This window comes from Candidatus Pelagibacter communis (assembly GCF_012932795.1).
Lineage (GTDB): Bacteria > Pseudomonadota > Alphaproteobacteria > Pelagibacterales > Pelagibacteraceae > Pelagibacter > Pelagibacter ubique_S.
In genome coordinates, this window is record NZ_LANA01000001.1 from 365868 (window position 1) to 387648 (window position 21781).

Genomic DNA, 21781 nt, shown 5'->3' on the forward strand with positions numbered 1-21781 from the left:
CCGTTTCCTTCTATCTATTTTCTTAAATTTAATTGTGTTAATACATTTTTGTAAGAATCGAATTTATTTTTCTTCAAATATTCTAACAATTTTTTTCTTCTATTTACTGCTTTTAATAATCCAACTGAAGAATGTTTATCCTTTTTAAATTGTTTAATATGTGCTGAAAGAGTTTCAATTTTTCCTGTTAATAATGCAATTTGTACTTCTGAAGAACCAGTGTCCTTCTCATGCATTTTTAATTCTCCTGCTTTTTTCGTCATACTTTTTATTTTCCTATTTGTTTGTTTGTTTTATTAAGTTTTCTATTTTTTCTGCATATTCAAAAGAGTCATCTTTAGCAAAAAGTATTTTTGGCATATATTTCATAATTACTTTTTGAGACAATGCTTTTCTAATTAAAAAAGAATATTCTCTTAATTTTTTAATAACTTTTTCTGTATCTTTTCCTCCTAGAGGTAATACATAAGCTTTTGCAATTTTAAGGTCTTGGCTCATTTTTACTTCTGTGACTGTAACAGTATTAGTTTCTAAATCCGGAACCTTAGCCTCATTTCTTGCAAAAATCATACCTAAAGATTGCTTAATCATCTCACCGACACGTAATTGTCTTTGTGATACAGGTTTTCCTATTCTATCAGCCATTATTATATCGTTCTCTCCGTAGAAGTCGTGCTATAAGCTTCTATTGTATCGTTTTTTTGAAAATCAATAAAGTCTTTCAGTGTTATTCCACATTCTTGACCATTACTGACCTGTTTCGCCTGATCTTTTTCTCTAAAAATTGTACTAATTTTTCCAGTATAAATGATTGCCCCGTCTCTAATTACTCTAGCGCTTGCACCGCTTGCTATTTCTCCATCTGTAACTTTAGAACCTGCAACTTTTCCAGTTCCTGAAACTTTAAAAATTTCTAAAATTTGAGCTGTACCATTAATAGTTTCTTGAACATCTGGAGCAAGAAGTCCTGACATTCTTAATTTAATATAATCTAAAACTTCATAAATAATATTATATGAAGAAATTTTTATTTTTTCATTTTCTGCTAGTTTTTTAGCTTCTTTACTAGGTTTAACGTTAAATGCTATTAGAGTAGCATTAGACGCTTTTGCCAACGTCACGTCAGTTTCTGTTACCATTCCAATATCTGATAAAATAATTTTAGGTTTAACTTCAGCATGTATAATTTGATTGATCGCACCTTTAATTGCTTCAGCAGATCCATGAACATCTGATTTTATAATAATGTTTAATTCCACAGCAGATTGGTCCGCAAAGGCAGAATCTTGAGTTGCAAATGTTAAAGGATTTCCTGCGACTTTAGTTTCTTCTGCTCTATTCTCACTTAGTGTTTTTGCTTCCTTTTCAGAGTCGAGAACTATAAAATCATCTCCAGATTTAGCTGCTCCATTGATTCCTAAAATTTCAACAGGTGTTGAGGGTGGTGCTTCATTAACACTTTTTCCTTTATCATTAATTAAAGCTCTTACTTTTCCCCATTTTAACCCACTTACAAAAAAATCACCTTTTTTAATTGTTCCTGACGTAACTACCACGGTCGCTACTGCTCCTCTACCCACATCAATTTTTGATTCCAATACAATTCCTGTTGCCTTAGACTCAAAATCAGTTTTAAGGTCTAAAATTTCTGCTTGTAGTACAACAGCATCTACTAATTTATCTAAATTTTTTTTTGTTTTTGCAGAGATTTCTACCATCAAAGTGTCTCCTGATAAATCTTCTGCAATAAGCTCATATTCTAAAAGTTGATTTTTTATTTTTTGTGGATCTGCCTCTGGCAAATCACATTTATTTATTGCAACAACAATTGGAACATTTGCAGCTTTAGCATGTTTTATAGACTCGATTGTTTGAGGTTTAACACCATCGTCTGCTGCAACAACTAACACTACAACATCTGTCAGCTTTGAGCCTCTTGCCCTCATCTCTGTAAAGGCTGCATGACCAGGTGTATCTATAAAAGTTATTTTATTTTTCTGATGTTCAATTTGATAAGCACCAATATGTTGTGTAATCCCACCAAATTCTCCTAACACTACATTTGCACTTCTTAATACATCTAACACTGAAGTTTTACCATGATCAACGTGGCCCATTACAGTTATAATTGGTGGTCTATTTTTTAAGTTTTCAGTTCTAGATTCTTTTATCTTTTGAATAATTTCTTCAGCTTTTGTTTCTCTAATGGGGTTATGTCCAAATTCTTTTACTAAATATTCTGCAGTATCTGCTGCCAATGTTTGATTGATTGTAACTGTTACTCCCATCCCAAATAAATGTTTTATTACATTACTTGATTGTTCAGCCATTCTATTAGATAGCTCTCTAACAGTAATTGACTCAGGAATATTTACATCTCTCTTAATTGGTTTTAAATTGTCTTGAATTTCTTCCTTGGTAAGTTCTCTATTTTCTTTCAACTTAGCTCTTTTAAGTGAGGCCATACTTCTTGATCTTGCTTCAATCTCATCGCTTAAAGCTCTTGAAACTGTAAGTTTTAATTCTCTTTTTTTTGTGTCAGGTTTTCCTTTATCACCAGCATCACCTTTAAGTCTTCTAGTTGCTCTTTGCTCAGCTAGTTTTCGCTTTTCATAATCATTTGTAATTGGTGAAGATGGCTTTATTGTTGAAGTTGCTCTTGTTGTAAAACTTCCCTCGGAACTTAAGGCTGGCTTTGATCTTACACCAGTAGATCTGTTAAAATTACCCTTAGAAGCAAATTTGTTGTTTTTTTTTGCAATTACAACAGAGTTTTTACTCTGGGTTTTTGCTAATTCTATGTTCTCTATAGATTTCTTGGCTATTCCTGAAAGTGTTAATTTTGTTTTTTTGTTGTCCATATTTCATTACTCAATCTTTATAAATTATGTTTCTTGCTGACATAATTAGTTCGTCTGCTTCAGTTTTTGATAAAGCGAAATCTTCTAAATATCCTTGAATTTTAATTCTTTCACCTTTCACGATATCATAGCCACCTGTTAATTCATCAGATGCAAGGTCTGCAAAATCTTCTAATTTTAAAATTTTTTGCTCCCCAAGTGTAACCAGCATGCCTGGCGTTAATCCTTTATGATTTATAAGATCATCTTGAAGCCCCAAATCTTTAATTCTTTTGGTGATATCTTCTTGATCTTTTTGGTAAAAATCTTTTGCTCTCTCTATTAAAGCTTTTGCAGTTTCTTCTTCTATGCCTTCTGTTTTCATAAGCTTTTCGATTGTAGAGTCCTTAATATCTGTAATTGAAGAAAAACCCTCTGCCACAAGTAATTGTCCTAAGGTTTCATCTAGTTCTAAATTTTTAACAAAATTTTCAGTCTTTTCTTTAAATTCTAACTGTCTTCTTTCTGAATCTTCTGCATCAGTCATTATATTAATCTCGTAATTTAATAATTTTGTAGCAAGTCTTACATTTTGGCCCCTACGACCAATCGCTTTACTTAAATTTTCTTCCGTTAAAATTACATCTAATTTTCTTGCAACACTATCGACGTTTACTCTTTGAACCTCTGCTGGTGATAATGCATTAGAAACTACTATTGCTGGATCTTCTGACCAATTAACAATATCTATTTTTTCACCTTGAAGTTCATTGACAACTGCTTGAACTCTTGATCCTCTCATACCAACACAAGCACCTACTGGATCCAACGAAGTATCAACTGCTTTTACACAAATTTTCGCCCTACTTCCTGGATCTCTTGCTGAGGATTTAATTTCTATTAGACCATCATAAATTTCAGGAACTTCTTGAACAAATAATTTTTCCATAAATTTTGGGTGGGCTCTTGATAAAAATATCTGTTGTCCTCTCGGTTCTCTTCTAACATCGTAACAGTAAGCTTTAATTCTATCACCAGCTTTAATATTTTCTCTAGGAATTATTTCATTTTTTTGTATAATTGCTTCTGCTCTTGCAAGGTCAACTATGACGTTTCCAAACTCTAAACGTTTGACAATACCACTTAATATTAGATCTTTTTTATCTATAAAATCATTATATTGTCTTTCACGTTCTGCTTCTCTTACATTAAAACTAATAACTTGTTTTGCAGTTTGCGCTGCAATTCTCCCAAAATCAAATGAGGGTAGTGTTTGCAAAATTTCATCTCCAATTTTTTTGTCCTTATTTGCTTCATTCAAAATAATTGCATCTTGAAGATTAATTTCAGTATTTATATTTTCAGTTTTTTCTACAACTATTAGCTTTCTAAAAATTCCTATATTTCCATTTTCTCTATCAATTAAAACTTTAATTTCGTTTTCCTGCCCAAATTTAGATTTGGCTGCTTTTGCAATTCCTGTTTCCATGGAATCAATAATTAATTCTTTATCTATAGATTTCTCTAAAGCTACTGCCTCAGCAATTCTTAATAACTCTAATTTATCAGATCTTCTATTTAACATATTTTTTATTAGCTCCAAAAAAAAATGGGCTTAAGCCCATCTTGTAATATCAATAATGTAAGGGCAATATATAAAGAATTTTTTTAAATTCAATAGGAACTATTTAGAAAAAATGTCCTTTTTATCACTCTTTTCCCATGAAAATGATCCGTTGGCTTCTGGCATTCTTCCAAAATGACCATAGGCAGATGTTTTTTCATAAATTGGTTTATTTAAACCTAACATTTCTCTAATCCCTCTTGGACTTAAATCAAAATTTTGTGAAATTTTCTCAGTAATAAATTTGTTTTTTTCTAAATCATTATCAAATAAATCAACATAAATAGATAGTGGTTTGGAAACTCCAATTGCATAAGCTAACTGAATTAAGCATTTTTCAGAAATTTTAGACGCTACAATATTTTTTGCAATGTATCGAGCTGCATAAGCTGCTGATCTGTCTACTTTAGTTGGATCCTTACCAGAAAAAGCTCCTCCTCCATGGGGTGCTGCTCCACCATAAGTATCAACAATAATCTTTCTGCCTGTTAAACCACAATCTCCATCCGGCCCACCAATTACAAAATTTCCGGTTGGGTTTACATAAAATTCTTTTTCATCAAAATCTTTTAAAAAATGTTCTGGGATAGATTTTAACATATAGGGTGTTAATAATTTTCTTACTTTGGCTTGATCTAAATCTTCTGAGTGTTGAGACGATATAACAACTGATTTGACTTTAGTTGGTTTGCCATCAACATATTCAAAAGTAACTTGGCTTTTTGAATCTGGTTCTATACCTTTTAATATTCCAGACTTTCTATCTTTTGCCATAAGACTTAAAATTTTATGAGAATAATGAATAGGTGCTGGCATTAACTCCTCTGTTTCGTTACATGCGTATCCAAACATTATTCCTTGGTCTCCAGCACCTTCATCCTTATTACCTGATGAATCTACACCCATTGCTATATCTGAAGATTGGGAGTGAAGGTGACTTTCTATTTTTGTCGCTTCTCTCCATGTAAAACCATCTTGGTCGTAACCAATATCTTTAATACAATTTCTGACTTTTTGAATAAGGTCTTCTTTTTTAATATCTGGACCTCGTACTTCTCCTGCAAGAACAACTTTATTTGTTGTTGTTAGTGTTTCACATGCCACTCTAGAAAAAGGATCCTCAGTAAGATAACTATCTACTACCATGTCCGAAATTCGATCAGACACTTTATCAGGATGTCCTTCAGAAACTGACTCACTAGTGAATAAAAAGTTTTTTAAATTACTCATATTTAATTCTATTAAATGAAAAAATTAAAAAAATATATATTAAAATTAACATTAAAAAGATTTTGTTCCCATATAACATAAAAGTTGTCGATTTAACCAGCTTACTTTCAGACAGTTCGACAATTCCTGTTGATCCAAATTTTACTTCTTGTTCAACCATTCCTATGGGATTAATAACAGCAGAAATTCCATTGTTTGCAGATCTAACTATATATTTGCCACTCTCTATAGATCTAAATATACTGTGTGAAAAGTGTTGTTTGGGTCCTATCGAATCTCCAAACCAACCATCTTCTGAAATATTAATTATATAATCAAAATTATCATCTTTAGATAACTTACCCGTATAAATTATTTCATAACAAATTAAAGGAAGTAAGTTTAAATTTATCTTATCATTTTTAACATTGATAGGAGCCCTTGTCTCTCCACTCGAAAAAGATTGTAAATTATTAGTTATAGTTTTAAGTCCTACTAGCCTAAAGGTATCTTCAAAGGGTACAAACTCTCCAAATGGCACTAGATCAACCTTATTGTAACTTGTAATCAGATCTAATTTATTGTTAAAAATAGCCATTGAATTAAAAAATAAATATTTATCATTTTTAATTTTTTTACTATTTAAACCCATAATAATTAAATCATCTTCACCAAAACTATTAAAAAATAAATCTTTATAAATACTTATCTCTTTTAAGTAACTGTCTGGAATAATTCCTTCTGGCCATAAAAAAATTGTTGGTTTAGTTTTTGTTGGAGCACTTAAATCTATAAGCTCATTTATTATCTTTAATTCATCTTGCTTTGAATAAAATCTATCAAGACTGATATTTGATGATACTGCTTTAATTGTGTAGGGTTTTTTAACACTTTCTAAAGAATTAAAATTATTATTTCTTATATAACCAAATATTAAAAACATAGCAGCTACCAAAACAAATAAAAAAGATACTAAAAATTTTTTTTTAGAGCCTCTTAAAAAAAATAAAGCGGGAACTGTAAATAGAGAAATACAAATTAAATTAAAAGAATAAGTGCCAATAATTGAAAGAGCTTGAATAAAATAATTGCTTTTTGAAAAACTAAATGAGATTAAATTCCAAGGAAAACCGGTAAGTATTGAACCTCTGATAAATTCTAATATACCGAATAAAATTGAAAAAATAAAAAAAGAAGTAATAACATTTTTTGAAAAAAAAATTGAAAAAAAATAAGTTATTAAACCATAAAATATAGCTAAAAAAGCTGGCAATAAAATTATAACAATTGGGATTAAAAACTTAAAGTCCTGATCAAAAGTTAATGAAATTGTTACCCAATATAGACTAAATAAAAAATATCCAAATCCAAAATACCACCCATATTGAAAGAAAAATTTATCACTGACTGTTCTTTTTTTAAAAATAAAAATAAAAAATAAAGAAAAGGTAATGAAATTAATAATAAAATAATTATATGGTGGTAGGCTATAAGAACTAATTGCCCCTAAAAAAATAATATAAAAATAATTTAAAAATTTTTTTTTAAACAAGTTTGGCAATCTTTGTTTCAATAGTTTTATAAATCTTTTTTTCTTCAATTAACATTTTTTTAAAATCTTTTAATTTAGTATGGTCATAGCCTAATAAATGAAGAAAACCATGAATGAAAATCTTAGTTAATTTATTTTTAAATTCAAAAGCTCTTAAAGTTTTTGGTTTATTCAAAAACTCATAACTAACAATAATGTCTCCAATGTATGGGGTTTTTTTTATATTTAATTTTTTTTCAGATGGGAAAGAAAGAATATCTGTTGTTCTATTTTTTTTTCTAAATTTTTTATTTATTTTTTTTATATTTTTGTTATTTGAAAGTAAGATAGTTAGGCTTACCTTTTTTCCGATAAATCTATACTTTCTAGGAAAGGCCCGAGCCAAAGCATTGAAAAAAATATCAGTTCTTTTAATTTTTTTATTCCAAAATTTGCACTCTGAAACTACGTCAATGTTAATCATTTTCTTGATCTGAGTACGCTTTTACAATCTTAGAAACTAGAGGATGTCTAACAACATCAGAATGGTCAAAATCTACTACAGAGATTTCACTTAAGTGTCCGAGTAATTTTTTAGACCTATTTAATCCAGACATGTTCTTGTGAGGTAAATCAATTTGAGATGGATCTCCATTAATAACAATTTTTGAATTTTCCCCTATTCGTGTTAAGAACATTTTGATCTGTGTATCTGTTGCATTTTGTGCTTCATCTAAAATTGCAAAACAATTTTTTAAAGTTCTACCCCTCATAAATGCTAGTGGAGCTATTTCAATATCACCGATCTCAATCATTCTTTGAATTTTTTCGAAATCAAAAAGATCATATAAGGAATCGTATAGCGGTCTTAAATAAGGGTCTACTTTTTCTTTCATGTCTCCTGGTAAAAAACCCAATCTTTCTCCAGCTTCCACTGCTGGTCTTGATAGAATAATTCTTTCTATCTTCTTATCAAGTAATAATGTCAAACCAACTGCCACAGCCAAAAATGTTTTCCCCGTTCCTGCTGGACCTGCCGAAATAACAATATCACTTTGTCTTAAAGCTCTTACGTATTCTTTTTGTTTTTCTGACCTCGGTATAACTGATTTTTTAGGAGTTTTAATAATATCAGATATATTTTTATTTTTTATTTTTTCATTTATCATAAATTTGTCTATTGATGAGATTATATCTTTTTTTTCTATCCCACCATTATTTATAAACTGGTTAACTAAAAACTGAATAGCATTTTTAGTGATTTCATTTTGTTCTGGTGTAGATTTTATTAAAATAGAATTGCCTCTAGAATATAGATTTGTTTTTGTAATTTTTTCTAGTTCCTTAAGATTTTCATTAAACTCTCCAACTACACCCATTAATAAATCATTGTCTTGAAATATTACGCTCAGAGAATTGTTTTCAGAATAAACAAATTTTAGAGTAGGATTAATTTTTTTTTGAGTAGCGTTTTTCAAATTTCAGGCTACCTTTTTTTTATAGTTATCTTTTAGTACTCCAAACAAGCTATTTTGGTTACTGCTAGTTATTTCAATCTGTACAATTTTTCCTATATTGTCAGTATTACCATCAAAAATTACAGATGTCATATACTCTGTTCTACCAAATAATTTAATGCCATCTTTCATTTTATTTTCAACTAAAACATTTAAAGTCTTGCCTTCTAAAGATTTATTTTTTTTTATCTGATTTTGAGATAATTTTTGTTGTATTGTTTCTAATCTTTTTTTAGATTTTTTTGCATCAACTAATTCTAGACTAGCTGCAACAGTTCCAGGTCTTGGGCTAAAAATAAAAGAATAGGAGTTAATAAATTTTATTTTTTCAATCAACTCCATTGTGTATTTAAAATCTTCTTCATTTTCTTCTGGATAGCCAATTATAAAATCACTTGAAAACTCAATTTTTGAATTAATCTCTTTTAATTTTTTATAAATCTTCAAATATTCTTCAATAGTATGTTTTCTGTTCATTAATTTTAAAATTTTGTTTGACCCGCTCTGTACAGGTAAATGTACTAATGGCATTAATTTATTTGATACTTTATAAATTTCTATTAAGTCATTAGTCATATCTTTTGGGTGGGATGTGGTATATCTAATTCTCTTCAGCTCTTTAAAATTTTCTAATTCTAATAGCAAATCTGATAATCTAAATTCTTTATTTCCACCTTTGTAATTATATGCATTAACATTTTGCCCTAAAAGAATAATTTCTTTAGCACCATCTTTTATTATTTCCTTAGCCTCATTAATAATTTGGTCAAATGGCCTAGAATATTCAGGACCACGCGTATATGGCACAACACAAAAATGGCAAAATTTATCGCAACCCTCTTGAATTGTTAAAAAAGAAGATACTTTACTATGCTTATTCTTAATTTTACTTAAATAATTAAATTTTGAAATTGTATCAAACTCAGTCTCTTCCTGTTTTTTTTTTTTATCTATATATCCTTGTATCGTCTGATTAATTTTATGATATGATTGAGGGCCAATGACTATATCAATGTAAGGCTCTCTCTTTAACATCTCTTGATTTTCTGCTTGTGCTACACACCCAGCAACAACCACAATTGGTTTTTTTTTTGATCTAAAAATTTTCTTAACTCTTCCAATTTCATGATAAACTTTTTCTTTTGCTTTGTCTCTTATATGACACGTATTCAAAAGATAACAATTTGCATCTTCATAATTATCTGTTTTTTCAAATCCTATTTTTTTTACTGTATCAATTATACGATTAGAGTCATATTCATTCATTTGACAACCAAAAGTTTTTATAAAAATTTTTTTTAACATTAGCTTAGGGTTTTTTTTTAACTCCATATAACTCTAATTTGTGATCTACCAAACGGTAGCCTAATTTATCTGCAATTTTTTCTTGTAAGTTTTCAATCTCTTCATCAACAAACTCTATGATTTCACCTGACTTGAGATCTATTAAGTGATCATGGTGACCTTCATTTAATTCTTCATATCTTGCTTTTCCTCCTTTAAATTCATGTTTTGTTAAAATTCCACACTCTTCAAATAATTTTACTGTTCTGTACACAGTTGCGATGCTAATCTTTGAATCAACTTTTGAAACTCTGTTATAGAGCTCATCTACATCGGGATGGTCATTTGACTCTGACATTATTTTAGCAATAATTTTTCTTTGATCTGTAAGTTTAACTCCTTTGGCTAAACACTTTTGTTCAATATTTTCTGACATAACTAATTTTAACTTAAATAAATAGGATTAATCAAATTCTTTTTAAGTTTATATTTTACACATAACTTGGGCACATCGACATATTTAACAACCTTAGATTCTTCAAAATCACTAAAACTAAAGCAATAATAGTCTATTTTTTTTGTAATATATAAGGCTTTAATCATTGATAGTGAATTTCTAATGCCTGCAAAGCTGCCAGGACCTCTATTAACATACACAACATCTATATCATCTAAAGATTTTTTGTTATTCCTTAAAAATTTATCAATTAAAAGCATCAACCTTTCATAATTGATTTTACTATTTTTGTGACTAGAAGTATAAACACTTTCATTAATAATGATTGTAAAAAAAATTTTATCATTAGCCGCATCTATAATTAAGTTGTTCATTATAATATTATTATTTAGCTCTAACACTAAAGCAGCAGAAAAGAATATCAAATATTATTCTAACGATAAGGGTATTCTTTCATTGATGTATCATAGGTTTAATGAGGATAAATACCCCTCAACTAACATTCAAATGAATGTTTTTAAGCAACAAATAGAAATAATCAAAAGCTTAAACTATAACTTTTATGATCCTAAAGATTTAGAAAAAAACTTTAATACTGTAAAAACAGAAAAAAAAATCCTCATCACTATAGATGACGCTTTTTCTTCATTTTATGATGTTGCGTGGCCTTATTTAAAAAAAGAAAAAATCCCTTTTATCCTTTTTGTTTCGACAGAAACTATTGGAAAAAATGGATATATGACCTGGAGTCAAATAAAAGAATTAGAAAAAGAAAATAAAGCATATATAGGTAATCATTCACATACACATGACTATTTAGTAGATTTTAAAAATGAGGAATTTATAAATGATATCCAAACTGCCTCTACAATTTTTAATAATGAGCTAGGATATAATCCTATTTTTTTTTCATATCCTTTTGGAGAATATAGTGGATTTATAAAAGAATATATTTCTAAAAATTTTAAGTTTTCTTTTGGTCAGCATTCTGGTGTTATAGATATTAATAAAGACCGTCATGAATTACCCAGATTTCCAATAAATGAAAAATATGGTAATATGAAAAGATTCAAATTTTTAATCAATCTTAATCCACTTGAATATAAATTCTTATATCCAGAAGAAAAATATTTAACAAAAAATGATAATCCTCCAAAATTTGTAGTAGAATTTTTTAAAGAACAAAAAAATTTAAATAATATAAATTGTTTTTCAGATGAAGGTGGAAAATGGGAAAAATCAAATATTAGTTTTTATCAAAATAGTTTGAAATTAAATTTCAGAGAAAAATATAATTTTAGGAGAGGTAGAATAAACTGCTCACTCAATGATGATGGTGTTTGGAGATGGTTTGGTATCCAATTCTCTGTTGAACAAAATTAAATTAAGCTTTCTAGGTCAATACTTGAAGGCATTAATTTAGCATCATCAAAATCTGTTAGATTATTTTGTTTTATGATTTGTTGCAAAACTTTGACATATTCTTTTCCTGTTTCTGCATATTTATCTAAATGTTCAGAAAGAGTTATACTATTTAGCTTTTTTCCTTCCTCTCTTAATTCTGCTCTTGCACTTCTAAAGTTCTTGTAAGAAGAGTGAGTATTTAAATTTCTTTGATATGCTCTTACCGAAGCTTGTAATACTTTAAATTTCATTACCTTATGTGTTGTACTACCATCGGCACCTGAAGGTTTTATACCTTCGCCAGACCAAGTCCATTGACCAAATAAAGCATTTCCTTCTAAAGCAAATCTTGAAGTACCCCAACCCGTTTCTTTAGCAGCTTGTGCAATAGTCATGGAGATTGGAACTTCATCCATTCTAACTTTTAGTGTAGATAAATCCTTATTTACAACCCCATATTGTTTAAATTTTAAATTTAACCATTGTTTTTCATTTTTAGTATTTTTACTTTTATTCAGTACTTTGAAAAGTTTTTTTCTATCTAATTTAATATTTTGATTTTCTTTAATTACCAATGGTAAAATAATTTGAATAAATAGATCTTTTCTTTTTTGTGAGCTTTCAATTTTTTTTATTTCATTTGGTAATAATGTTAGTGAAATTGGTTTAACTAATTTATTTTTTCTTACATCCTTTAAATCATAATTAGTTGATTTAAATAACTCTTCTAATATCTGTGCACTTAATCTCACTGTATCGGTAGGCTGCTCATCAAAGGCAAATACATCTTCATATAAAAATTTTCTATTCACTTCATTATCAAGTTTTGAATCTTGATTTTCTAATAGTGTCTTTAATTTATTTTTTGAATTATTTTCATAATTGTTTGAAAAAATTGTTCTTGATTTAGCAAAGTCAACAACTAAAGGTGCAACAGAAAAGGATGCTATGATCACTGCACTTGACAAAAAAGTCCTAAATATATTTCCTAAAATTAGTTGATCTTTTTCATTCTTTTTTCTTATGGTTAAAAAATTTTGGTTTTTTATATACTTTTTGATGAAATCAATTTTTAAATACTTTTCAGTGAAGTTTTTTCTAAAAAACCTAATGATTAAATCAATTGAGTATATTTTTTTTTTCATGTTTATATTGCAACTACTTCTTTTACTTCAGGCAAATAGTGGCACAAAAGATTTTGAACACCTTGCTTAAGCGTCATTGTTGAACTTGGACATCCAGAACAGCTTCCTTGTAATTCTACTTTAACAATTCCGTTTTTAAATTCTTTAAACTTTATATCACCACCATCCTTAGCAACAGCAGGTCTAATCTTTGTCTCAAGAATTTTTATGATTTTCTCCTCAATTTCATTAAATTTTTGTTCTTTTTTTTCAAACAATTCATTTTCAATGACAAAATTTTTTCCTGTCGCATAAAAATCATTTATTAATGAAATAACTATATGTTTAATATCTTCCCAAATTATATCTTCTTTTTTATTGATAGATAAGAAATCTACTCCTAAAAATACTCCTATTACACCATTGATAGACAAAAGGTTTCTTACTAATTCGCTATCAGTATCTTCTTTTTTTGTTATCTCAAAAGAACCACAGTTAGATACATTTTTTCCAGGCAAAAATTTAAGAGAATTAGGGTTCGGTGTTATTTCAGTTTGGACAAACATAAGTTTATATATAAAGATAAATATTCAAATTTAAACCACTTAATAAATTTAGTTAAAAACCTACTAATTCTTTCATTTCTTTGATTTTTTTTGAAGCAATTTTACCAGCTTTTTCAGATCCTTCTAATAAAATCGAATCCAAAAATTTTTCATCCTCTAGTAATCTTTTAATTTCTTTTGAAATTGGCTCAATCTTTTCAACTAAAATTTCTGATAATTTTTCTTTGAATTGAGAGAAGTTTTTTTCATTAAATTCATTAACGGAGTTTTCTAATTTCTGATTTTTTAAACTTGAATAAATACCTAATAAATTTTCTGCTTCTGGTCTTTCAAACAAACCTTTGATTTCTTTGGGTAGTGGTAACGGATCTGTTTTTGCTTTTTTTATTTTATTTAATATTTCTTCTTTACTATCACTCAGGTTAATTCTGCTTAAATCTGAAGGATCTGACTTGCTCATTTTTTTTGTTCCATCTTTAAGACTCATTATTCTAGAAAATTGTTTTTGGATTAGAGGCTCTGGTAATTTTAAGAAATCTGGGCTATTAAAATCGTTATTAAATTTTTGCGCTATATCTCTACAAAGTTCTAAGTGTTGTTTTTGATCATCACCAACTGGAACATGTGAAGCATCATACAGTAAAATATCAGCAGCCATTAAAACTGGGTAAGAATAAAGCCCAATGCTAGCTTTCTCTTTGTCTTTTCCAGCTTTTTCTTTAAATTGCGTCATTCTATTAAGCCAACCGATTCTTGAAACACAGCTTAAAATCCATGCAGCTTCTGAATGTGCTGTAACCATCGATTGATTAAAGATTATACTTTGGGTTGGATCAATTCCAGACGCAATAAATGTGGCTGCTGTTTCTCTAATATTTTTTTTTAATTCTTTAGGATCTTGCTTAACAGTGATTGCATGAAGATCAACAACACAAAAAATACATTGGGTTTCTTTTTCATTTTGAAGTTCTACAAAATTTTTAATTGCCCCAAGATAATTTCCAAGGTGAAGGTTTCCAGTTGGCTGAACTCCTGAAAAAATTTTTTTAGTCATACTAATAGTTTAAATTAATATCACTTCTTTTAAAAGCCTTGATTAAAATTGAAATTGATAGATAGAACATTAATCCAAATAAAACTACCCCAACAAGGTATATAGCTTTAAAGCTTGCCTCATAAAACAACTTGTCATTAAAAAAATAAATAACGTAATAAAAAAATACTCCCATTAATATAGAAGACATTAGAATTTTAATAAATCTATCGATAAATATTAAATTAAAACTAAATAAATTTTTCACCTTAAGGAAAATAAATAATAAAATTGCATTAAACCAAGATGATATTGTAGTTGCTATTGGTATAATTATAAATCCAACTTCTTGGAAAAAAATGATACTAATAAGTATGTTTAATAATACTGATAAAAGAGAGATATAAAAAGGAATCTTAGTATTATGCCTTGCGAAAAAAAATGCTGAAAAAACTTTGATAATTGAAAATGCTGGTAATCCAATAGCAAAGTAGAATAAAGCCTTTCCTGAATTTTTAACACTTTCTTCATCAAAAGAACCGTACCCAAACAAAGATGAAATAATTTCCTCAGAGGCTATTAATAAAGCAATTGAAGCAGGTATACTTAAAAATAAACTTAACTCTAAGGCTTTATTCTGAATTAATTTTATTTTTTCTTTTTTTTTACTTTTAACGTGTTTAGAAAGTTGAGGAAGTATTACTGTGCCTATCGCTATGCCTGCTATAGCAAGATTTATTTGATAAATTCTATCTGCGTAATAAAGATAGGATACCGCGCTAGCTTGAAAAGATGCAATAATTGTTCCAACTAAAATATTTATTTGGGTTACACCAGAAGAAAAAATACTGGGTAGTAATTTCCTAAAAAATTTTTTAATTTTATCATTAATTTTAAATGATAAACTTACTTTAAAAGAAAAGTATTTTTTTACAAAAAAGTATAAAAAAATGAATTGTAAGATTCCTGAAATAGTTACTGCATAAGAAAGATAGTAAACTAACTGATCATTTAATATATTTCCTAAAAACAATACTCCTATTAAAAGAATATTTAAAATAATAGGTGCAGCAGAAGCTATAGCAAATTTATTATGTGAATTTAAGATAGCAGAAAAAAAAGATGCTAAACTAATAAAAATTAAAAAAGGAAAAGTGATTCTTGTCAAAGTAATAGCTAATTCCATTTTTTGATAATCACCTTCAAAGCCTGGTGCTATCAAGTAGATAAATAATGGCATCACTATCTCAATAGTAAGGACTAAGAAAAATAACCCTAAAGTAAGTAAAGTAAAAATATTTTCTGCGAATTTTTGTGATTTTTTTTTATTACTAAGTAATGATGAGTAACTTGGAACAAATGCAGCATTGAAGGTTCCTTCTGAGAATAATCTTCTAAATGTATTGGGTATTCTAAATGCAACAAAGAAGGCATCTGCTAGTGATCCTGTACCAAGAAACACAGCAATCAACACATCTCTTACATAACCCAATAATCTACTTATTATTGTAAAAAAACTGAATGTGCCTGTTGACTTAATTAATTTCATAAATCATATTAGTCTTAAAATTGCTCCAATTGTATATTTAATAACATAAATGAAAAAAACTAAAATAGATCATTATACTGATAAGGAAGCTTTGGATTTCCACTCCAGAAACAAACCTGGAAAAATTGAGATCAATTCTTCTAAACCGATGACCACTAAGAGAGATCTGGCTCTAGCCTACTCTCCAGGTGTTGCCGTGCCAGTTAAAATGATTTCAGAAAATCCAGAATCTGCTTATGATTATACTTCAAAAGGAAATCTTGTTGCTGTTATAAGTAATGGGTCTGCAATTTTAGGTATGGGTGATTTAGGTGCTCTAGCCTCAAAACCAGTGATGGAAGGTAAAGCAGTTCTATTTAAAAGGTTTGCCGATATTGACTCAATTGATTTAGAAATTGACTCTAAAGATTCAAATGAAATTATAAATAGCATAAAGAACTTTGCCTGTAGCTTTGGAGGAATAAACTTAGAGGATATAGCTGCTCCAGATTGTTTTGTTATTGAAGATAAATTAAAAGAGATTTTAGATATTCCAGTTTTTCATGATGACCAACATGGTACAGCAATTATTACAACTGCCGCATTAATCAATGCCTTAGATATTAGTGGGAAATCTATTAAAGAAATTAAAATTGTTGTGAATGGCGCTGGGGCATCGGCAATGGCTTGTGCTAATTTATTTAAAAATAGTGGTGTGCCTAAAAAAAATATAACTATGGTAGATAGATCGGGAGTAATCTACCAAGGCAGAGAAGGGCTGAATCAGTGGAAATCATCCCATGCTATTGAAACTAAAATGAGAACTTTAGATGAAGCAATTAATGGTGCTGATGTTTTTTTAGGGCTTTCTGCAAAAGGTGCCCTATCAAAAGAAATGGTAAAAAAAATGTCAAAAAATCCTATAATTTTTGCTTGTGCTAATCCAGATCCAGAAATAACTCCAGAAGAAATAATGGATGTTAGAGATGACGCCATCATAGCAACAGGAAGATCTGATTATCCCAATCAAGTGAATAATTTAATTGGTTTTCCATATGTATTTCGAGGAGCACTTGATGTTAGAGCAACAACTATTAATGAAGAAATGAAAGTAGCTGCTGCAGATGCTATAGCAAAACTTACAAGAGAAGATGTTCCTGATGAGGTAGTGACAGCAATGGGTGGTGATAGACCTCATTATGGAAAAGACTATATAATTCCTTCAACTTTTGACCCAAGGTTGATTAGTATAATTCCTGCAGCCGTAGCCAAAGCTGCAATGGATAGTGGGGTTGCAAGGAAAAATATTGAAGATTTTGAAATCTATAAAGAACAGCTAAAACAAAGACTAAATCCATCTGTTACAATTATGCAAGGTATTAATTCTTATATTAAAAAAAATCAAAAAAGAATAGTTTTTGCAGATGGTGAAGACAAAAATACTCTTAAAGCAGCAATAGCATTTAAAAATTCAAAATTAGGAATACCAATTTTAATTGGAAAAAAAGAAAAGATTAAAGAAACAATAAAAGAAATTGGCTACGATGATCATTTTGGTATTGAAATAATTAATTCTACAGATTCTGAAAAAAGGGAAAAATACGTTAAGTTTTTATTTAAAAAAATGCAAAGAGAACAAGGCCTTTTAGAAAGAGATTGTGATAGACTTGTAAGAAATGATAGAGTCATTTGGGCATCTTGTATGGTGGCATGTGGGGATGCAGATGGTGCTGTCACTGGAAACACAAGAAGATTTGGGGCTTCTTTTGAAAAGGTTACACAAGTTATAGAGGCTAGACATGGAGAGATTATGTTTGGTTTAAATATGGTTGTTGCAAAAGGAAAGACTATTTTTGTTGGAGACACTAGTGTTAACGAATATCCAAGCTCAGAAGAGCTTGCTGAAATTGCTATATCTGCCGCAAGAGTGGTCAAGCTGTTTGGTTTTATTCCAAAAGTTGCTTTTGTTTCGCATTCAACATTTGGTCAGCCTCTAACAAGTAGAACAAAACATATAAAAAAAGCAGTTGAAATTTTAAAAAGTAAAAATGTAGATTTTGAATTTGATGGAGATATGCAACCAGATGTTGCTCTAAATGAAGAATATAAAAAGCTTTATCCCTTTTCAAATATTGTAGGAAATGCAAATATTTTGATAATGCCTGGTCAACACAGCGCTGCAATATCATATAAGATGATGAAAAGTTTGGGTGATACAAAAGTTATTGGACCTTTATTAATTGGCTTAGGCCAACCTATTGAAATAGCACCTTTAAGATCTTCAACGTCAGAAATAATAAACTTAGCATCTGTTGCTGCCTACTCTGCAGATGTAATTGATTATAATAAAAATTAGTTCTTTTGAATTCTCAAGTCTTCAACTAAAACTATACTCGCTATGACGTCTTTGACGTCTAATATTTCTTTTGCTTCAGTTATTACTTCTTTTCTCTCATCTGTCGTATGGGCAATTCCATAAATAAATATTTTTTTCTTATAAGTGTCTATTTGATAGTTAGTTGCCTTAATCTTTTTATTGAATATTAAGGCTGTTCGTAACTGTGAAGTTATTAATAAATCTTTTGCTGATTGCTTGAAATTAAAATCTTCTTTTATCGTAATATCGTTTCTAACAGATCTAGTTCCTTTAGTTTCCCATGCTAATTTCGTAATTTGAAGTTTTTCTTCTGGGTCTTCAATCTTTCCTGTTAAAAAAATTCTACCATCTAAGACTTTTGTTTTTACAGATAACAAGTAGGCCTTATCTCTTAATACTAGTCTTGCTGTTAAATTTTTCTGCATCACAGAATCGTCTATTTGGGTACCCAAAGATCTTGGATCAAAAGCAACACTAACACCAGTTCCAAAAACACCCTTTGAGCTAATTCCAATACATCCTGAGAGAATTAAAAAAAATAAACTTATTAAAAAAATTCTACTTTTCATTTTTTAATTCTAAGCAGTAATTATAAATTTTTTTTTTTGGCACGTTAGTATTTTGACTAATTAAATCAGTGATATCTTTAATACTTAATTTTTTAATCATTTTTTGAATATTTTTTTTATCAGATTCTTTTAAGTTTATCGAAGAGTTTTTTTCTTTGATCTTCTCTGAAATAACGATAGTTAGCTCACCTTTTGGATCAAATTTGAACGGTTCTAAGTCCTCGATATATGATCTAGTGTACTCTTCATAAAACTTTGTCATTTCTCTACATACCAAAATTTTTCTATCTGAGAAATAATATTTAATGTCTTTTATAGATTTATTAAATTTTCGTGGAGAAATAAAAAATACAATGCTGCTGTTAATGCTTGTCAATTTTTCAAAATCCTCTTTTATTTTATTATTTTTTTCAGGAAAGAACCCATAAAAAAAATACTTTTCATTAAACCCACTAATTGAAACAGCAGTAGAAACTGCTGATGCACCAGATATTGGAAAAATATTAATATTTTTTGCCACACATTCATTAATCAATATCGCACCTGGGTCAGAAACTGATGGAGTTCCAGCATCAGAAATTAGCGACACAACAGAATCTGATTTTAAAATATCTATTATTTTGGATAAATTTTTTTTTTCATTAAATTTGTGATTTGAAATTAATTTTGACTTAACTTCATATTTATCTAGTAATTTTTTTGAAATACGTGTGTCTTCACATAGTATATAATCTGATTTTTTTAAGACATCTAGGGCTCTTAAGGTAATATCACTAAGATTTCCAATTGGAGTAGCAACTATATATAAACCACTTTTAACTTTATTATTTATATTTTCAGTGTGTATAATCATCACAATATATTCGTTATAATAGTAACATTAAAATGAAAAAAATTACTAAAATTATACTATCTTTAATATTAACTTTTTCAGTCTGCACAGATAAAATTATAGCAAGTGAAGAAATTAAAATTGGATTACTTGTTCCGCTAACAGGCCAAAATTCTAATATTGGTCAGTCTATAGTTAAATCAGTAAGACTTGCTATTAATAAAATTAATAATCAATCAATTAAAATCATTCCAAGGGATTCGGGATCAAGCCCAGAAATTACTTTAAGAGCTGCAAAAGAGCTATCTAATTTAGGTATAAAAATAGTAATCGGCCCAGTATTCAATCAAAATTTAATTTATTTAGATGAATTAAATGAAATAACTTTTTTATCCTTAACTAATAAAAATGATAATTTTTCAAATAATATTATTAATGGTGGAATAAATGCAACCTCACAATTAGAGGCAATTAAAAAATTCATAAAATTAAATGAGATTAAAAAGACTATTTTTTTAACTCCAGATGTAGATTTCAAATTTGAAATTGATAAAGCTATATCAAATTCCAAAATCAAAATGTTAAAAAATTATATTTATGATACTAATCCAACTAAACTGACAAAACAGATCGAAAAAATTACTCGTTATGAAATTAGAAAGCAAAATCTTGAAGATGAAATAATAAGACTTGAAAAATCTGAACAAGCTAATAAAGAAGGATTAATTGAAAGGTTAAAAAAAAGAGACACTCTTGGAAATGTCAATTTTGATGCAGTGGTTATTTCAGATTTTGATGAAAGTTTAAAAAGTGTAACTACTTCCTTGTTGTATACTGATGTTTCTCCTAAGAAAAAATACTTTATAACACTTAATCAATGGTTTGATGAATCACTCATTAAGGAAACAAGTTCACAACCGTTATATTTTCCTTCTGCAAACAAAAATAATTATGATGATTTCTCATCTGAATATTTTGAAAAATACAATCAATATCCTAATCAATTATCGTTCTTGAGTTATGATTTAGTTGGTCTTATTTATTTTTTAATAATTCAGAATAATTTCATTATAGATAAAAAAATATTTTCTAAAAAAACCTTATTTAAAGGGAAGATCGGAATTTTTGAAATTAGAAATAATAAAATCAATCATATTTTAAATTTTTATAAAGTAGAAAATGGAGAGTTTAAAAAAATTTTTTAATCTTTTTAAAAGCTTTAAATCTGTGATCTATTTTATATTTTTGATATGCTTTAATTTCACCAAAGGTAATTTTTTTTCCTGTGGGTATAAAAATAGGATCGTACCCAAATCCATTCTTACCTTTAATAAAAGGTGAAATAAAACCTTCAATTTTACCGATAGAAGTGATTATTTTTTTATTTGGTCTGTAAATTGTTAAAGCACAAACAAATCTAGCTTTAATTTTTTTTTTTTTCCATTTTTTATCTTTTTTATTTAGTTCTTTAAAAACTCTATTCATTGCTTTAACAAAATCACCTTTTGCTCCACCCCACCTAGCTGAATATATTCCTGGAGCTCCACCCAAAATATCAATCTCAAGTCCAGAGTCATCAGACAAACAAGCCATTTTGGATTTTTTAGAAAAATATTTAGCTTTAATTAAAGAGTTTTCTTCAAAGCTTTTTCCATTTTCAGTAGGACTTTTCATTTTAAAGTCTGAAGTAGAGTAAATTTTAAGATTTTTAGGTAGTAAATCCTTAATTTCTCTTAATTTTCCTAAATTATTTGTGCCTATTAATATTTCTGTAATTTTTTTCTTTAACATCTAGCAATTTTTAAATTTCATACCATATAAGCACTAATGGAAAAAGATCAAAACACTAATTCAGAGCCCAAAAATAATGAAACTAAAGACTTTGA

General features: G+C 28.4%; 21 protein-coding genes. 3 read left to right on the top strand and 18 right to left on the bottom strand.

Annotation, left to right across the window (positions count from 1 at the left end; all coding sequences use genetic code 11):
• Positions 1 to 14 precede the first annotated feature (14 nt).
• The 11 genes from rpsO to VP91_RS01960 form a co-directional block, all read right to left on the bottom strand.
• Positions 15 to 263: a 30S ribosomal protein S15 gene (gene rpsO / locus VP91_RS01910; RefSeq protein ID WP_169035750.1), complete on the bottom strand. Its 249-nt coding sequence runs from the start codon at positions 261 to 263 to the stop codon at positions 15 to 17.
• 13 nt (positions 264 to 276) lie between these two features.
• Positions 277 to 645: a 30S ribosome-binding factor RbfA gene (rbfA, locus tag VP91_RS01915; RefSeq protein ID WP_169035751.1), complete on the bottom strand. Its 369-nt coding sequence runs from the start codon at positions 643 to 645 to the stop codon at positions 277 to 279.
• A gap of 2 nt (positions 646 to 647) precedes the next feature.
• On the bottom strand, positions 648 to 2861 hold the full coding sequence (gene infB, locus VP91_RS01920; RefSeq protein WP_169035752.1) for a translation initiation factor IF-2: 2214 nt from the start codon (positions 2859 to 2861) through the stop codon (positions 648 to 650).
• A gap of 10 nt (positions 2862 to 2871) precedes the next feature.
• Positions 2872 to 4425: a transcription termination factor NusA gene (gene nusA / locus VP91_RS01925; RefSeq protein WP_169035753.1), complete on the bottom strand. Its 1554-nt coding sequence runs from the start codon at positions 4423 to 4425 to the stop codon at positions 2872 to 2874.
• Between the two features lie 99 nt (positions 4426 to 4524).
• Complete coding sequence (metK, locus tag VP91_RS01930; RefSeq protein ID WP_169035754.1) at positions 4525 to 5694, bottom strand: methionine adenosyltransferase; 1170 nt, start codon at positions 5692 to 5694, stop codon at positions 4525 to 4527.
• Positions 5687 to 7225, bottom strand: a complete 1539-nt coding sequence (gene lnt / locus VP91_RS01935; RefSeq protein ID WP_248289197.1) for an apolipoprotein N-acyltransferase — start codon at positions 7223 to 7225, stop codon at positions 5687 to 5689. The genes metK and lnt overlap by 8 nt, the downstream gene beginning before the upstream one ends.
• Positions 7218 to 7688, bottom strand: coding sequence for an rRNA maturation RNase YbeY (gene ybeY, locus VP91_RS01940; RefSeq protein ID WP_169035755.1), 471 nt, complete (start codon positions 7686 to 7688; stop codon positions 7218 to 7220). Before ybeY ends, lnt begins: the two co-directional genes overlap by 8 nt.
• Positions 7681 to 8682, bottom strand: a complete 1002-nt coding sequence (locus tag VP91_RS01945) for a PhoH family protein (RefSeq protein WP_169035756.1) — start codon at positions 8680 to 8682, stop codon at positions 7681 to 7683. The genes ybeY and VP91_RS01945 overlap by 8 nt, the downstream gene beginning before the upstream one ends.
• A 3-nt stretch (positions 8683 to 8685) precedes the next feature.
• Complete coding sequence (gene miaB / locus VP91_RS01950) at positions 8686 to 10053, bottom strand: tRNA (N6-isopentenyl adenosine(37)-C2)-methylthiotransferase MiaB (RefSeq protein ID WP_169035757.1); 1368 nt, start codon at positions 10051 to 10053, stop codon at positions 8686 to 8688.
• Positions 10031 to 10441: a Fur family transcriptional regulator gene (locus tag VP91_RS01955; protein WP_169035758.1), complete on the bottom strand. Its 411-nt coding sequence runs from the start codon at positions 10439 to 10441 to the stop codon at positions 10031 to 10033. The genes miaB and VP91_RS01955 overlap by 23 nt, the downstream gene beginning before the upstream one ends.
• An 8-nt stretch (positions 10442 to 10449) precedes the next feature.
• A complete protein-coding gene (locus tag VP91_RS01960) occupies positions 10450 to 10836 on the bottom strand; it encodes a peptidase M22 (protein WP_169035759.1) in 387 nt (128 codons plus the stop codon).
• Between VP91_RS01960 and VP91_RS01965 the strand changes: the two genes are divergently transcribed.
• Positions 10829 to 11845 (top strand): polysaccharide deacetylase family protein, encoded by a 1017-nt coding sequence (locus tag VP91_RS01965; protein WP_248289198.1) that lies wholly within the window; start codon positions 10829 to 10831, stop codon positions 11843 to 11845. The two genes, VP91_RS01960 and VP91_RS01965, sit on opposite strands and share 8 nt — an antisense overlap.
• On the opposite strand, the gene VP91_RS01970 is transcribed toward VP91_RS01965, so the two are convergent.
• The 4 genes from VP91_RS01970 to murJ are packed head-to-tail and all read right to left on the bottom strand — an operon-like array spanning position 11842 to position 16138.
• A complete protein-coding gene (locus tag VP91_RS01970; RefSeq protein ID WP_169035760.1) occupies positions 11842 to 13011 on the bottom strand; it encodes a glucosaminidase domain-containing protein in 1170 nt (389 codons plus the stop codon). The genes VP91_RS01965 and VP91_RS01970 overlap by 4 nt on opposite strands.
• A 2-nt stretch (positions 13012 to 13013) precedes the next feature.
• A complete protein-coding gene (locus VP91_RS01975; RefSeq protein WP_169035761.1) occupies positions 13014 to 13556 on the bottom strand; it encodes a NifU family protein in 543 nt (180 codons plus the stop codon).
• Between the two features lie 52 nt (positions 13557 to 13608).
• Positions 13609 to 14610 (bottom strand): tryptophan--tRNA ligase, encoded by a 1002-nt coding sequence (trpS, locus tag VP91_RS01980; RefSeq protein ID WP_169035762.1) that lies wholly within the window; start codon positions 14608 to 14610, stop codon positions 13609 to 13611.
• 1 nt (position 14611) lies between these two features.
• Positions 14612 to 16138 (bottom strand): murein biosynthesis integral membrane protein MurJ, encoded by a 1527-nt coding sequence (murJ, locus tag VP91_RS01985; RefSeq protein ID WP_169035763.1) that lies wholly within the window; start codon positions 16136 to 16138, stop codon positions 14612 to 14614.
• 49 nt (positions 16139 to 16187) lie between these two features.
• Here murJ and VP91_RS01990 point away from each other — a divergent pair, with 49 nt between their 5' ends.
• Positions 16188 to 18473: an NADP-dependent malic enzyme gene (locus tag VP91_RS01990; RefSeq protein ID WP_169035764.1), complete on the top strand. Its 2286-nt coding sequence runs from the start codon at positions 16188 to 16190 to the stop codon at positions 18471 to 18473.
• Here the strand turns inward: VP91_RS01990 and VP91_RS01995 are convergent.
• Positions 18470 to 19063 (bottom strand): BON domain-containing protein, encoded by a 594-nt coding sequence (locus VP91_RS01995; protein WP_169035765.1) that lies wholly within the window; start codon positions 19061 to 19063, stop codon positions 18470 to 18472. The genes VP91_RS01990 and VP91_RS01995 overlap by 4 nt on opposite strands.
• Positions 19053 to 19916 (bottom strand): 16S rRNA (cytidine(1402)-2'-O)-methyltransferase, encoded by an 864-nt coding sequence (gene rsmI / locus VP91_RS02000; RefSeq protein WP_169035766.1) that lies wholly within the window; start codon positions 19914 to 19916, stop codon positions 19053 to 19055. Before rsmI ends, VP91_RS01995 begins: the two co-directional genes overlap by 11 nt.
• Positions 19917 to 19948: 32 nt before the next feature.
• Between rsmI and VP91_RS02005 the strand changes: the two genes are divergently transcribed.
• The gene (locus VP91_RS02005; RefSeq protein WP_169035767.1) at positions 19949 to 21100 is read left to right on the top strand and encodes an ABC transporter substrate-binding protein; all 1152 of its coding nucleotides are present in this window, start codon (positions 19949 to 19951) and stop codon (positions 21098 to 21100) included.
• Here VP91_RS02005 and rdgB read toward each other — a convergent pair.
• Entirely contained in the window at positions 21084 to 21686 is a 603-nt protein-coding gene (rdgB, locus tag VP91_RS02010; RefSeq protein ID WP_169035768.1) for an RdgB/HAM1 family non-canonical purine NTP pyrophosphatase, read from the bottom strand. The genes VP91_RS02005 and rdgB overlap by 17 nt on opposite strands.
• Positions 21687 to 21781 lie beyond the last annotated feature (95 nt).

Coding starts and splice junctions, on each gene's coding strand:
- rpsO (WP_169035750.1), bottom strand. CDS start 263: ATGACGAAAAAAGCAGGAGAATTAAAAATGCATGAGAAGGACACTGGT.
- rbfA (WP_169035751.1), bottom strand. CDS start 645: ATGGCTGATAGAATAGGAAAACCTGTATCACAAAGACAATTACGTGTC.
- infB (WP_169035752.1), bottom strand. CDS start 2,861: ATGGACAACAAAAAAACAAAATTAACACTTTCAGGAATAGCCAAGAAA.
- nusA (WP_169035753.1), bottom strand. CDS start 4,425: ATGTTAAATAGAAGATCTGATAAATTAGAGTTATTAAGAATTGCTGAG.
- metK (WP_169035754.1), bottom strand. CDS start 5,694: ATGAGTAATTTAAAAAACTTTTTATTCACTAGTGAGTCAGTTTCTGAA.
- ybeY (WP_169035755.1), bottom strand. CDS start 7,688: ATGATTAACATTGACGTAGTTTCAGAGTGCAAATTTTGGAATAAAAAA.
- miaB (WP_169035757.1), bottom strand. CDS start 10,053: ATGGAGTTAAAAAAAAACCCTAAGCTAATGTTAAAAAAAATTTTTATA.
- VP91_RS01955 (WP_169035758.1), bottom strand. CDS start 10,441: ATGTCAGAAAATATTGAACAAAAGTGTTTAGCCAAAGGAGTTAAACTT.
- VP91_RS01960 (WP_169035759.1), bottom strand. CDS start 10,836: ATGAACAACTTAATTATAGATGCGGCTAATGATAAAATTTTTTTTACA.
- VP91_RS01970 (WP_169035760.1), bottom strand. CDS start 13,011: ATGAAAAAAAAAATATACTCAATTGATTTAATCATTAGGTTTTTTAGA.
- VP91_RS01975 (WP_169035761.1), bottom strand. CDS start 13,556: ATGTTTGTCCAAACTGAAATAACACCGAACCCTAATTCTCTTAAATTT.
- trpS (WP_169035762.1), bottom strand. CDS start 14,610: ATGACTAAAAAAATTTTTTCAGGAGTTCAGCCAACTGGAAACCTTCAC.
- murJ (WP_169035763.1), bottom strand. CDS start 16,138: ATGAAATTAATTAAGTCAACAGGCACATTCAGTTTTTTTACAATAATA.
- VP91_RS01990 (WP_169035764.1), top strand. CDS start 16,188: ATGAAAAAAACTAAAATAGATCATTATACTGATAAGGAAGCTTTGGAT.
- VP91_RS01995 (WP_169035765.1), bottom strand. CDS start 19,063: ATGAAAAGTAGAATTTTTTTAATAAGTTTATTTTTTTTAATTCTCTCA.
- rsmI (WP_169035766.1), bottom strand. CDS start 19,916: ATGATTATACACACTGAAAATATAAATAATAAAGTTAAAAGTGGTTTA.
- VP91_RS02005 (WP_169035767.1), top strand. CDS start 19,949: ATGAAAAAAATTACTAAAATTATACTATCTTTAATATTAACTTTTTCA.
- rdgB (WP_169035768.1), bottom strand. CDS start 21,686: ATGTTAAAGAAAAAAATTACAGAAATATTAATAGGCACAAATAATTTA.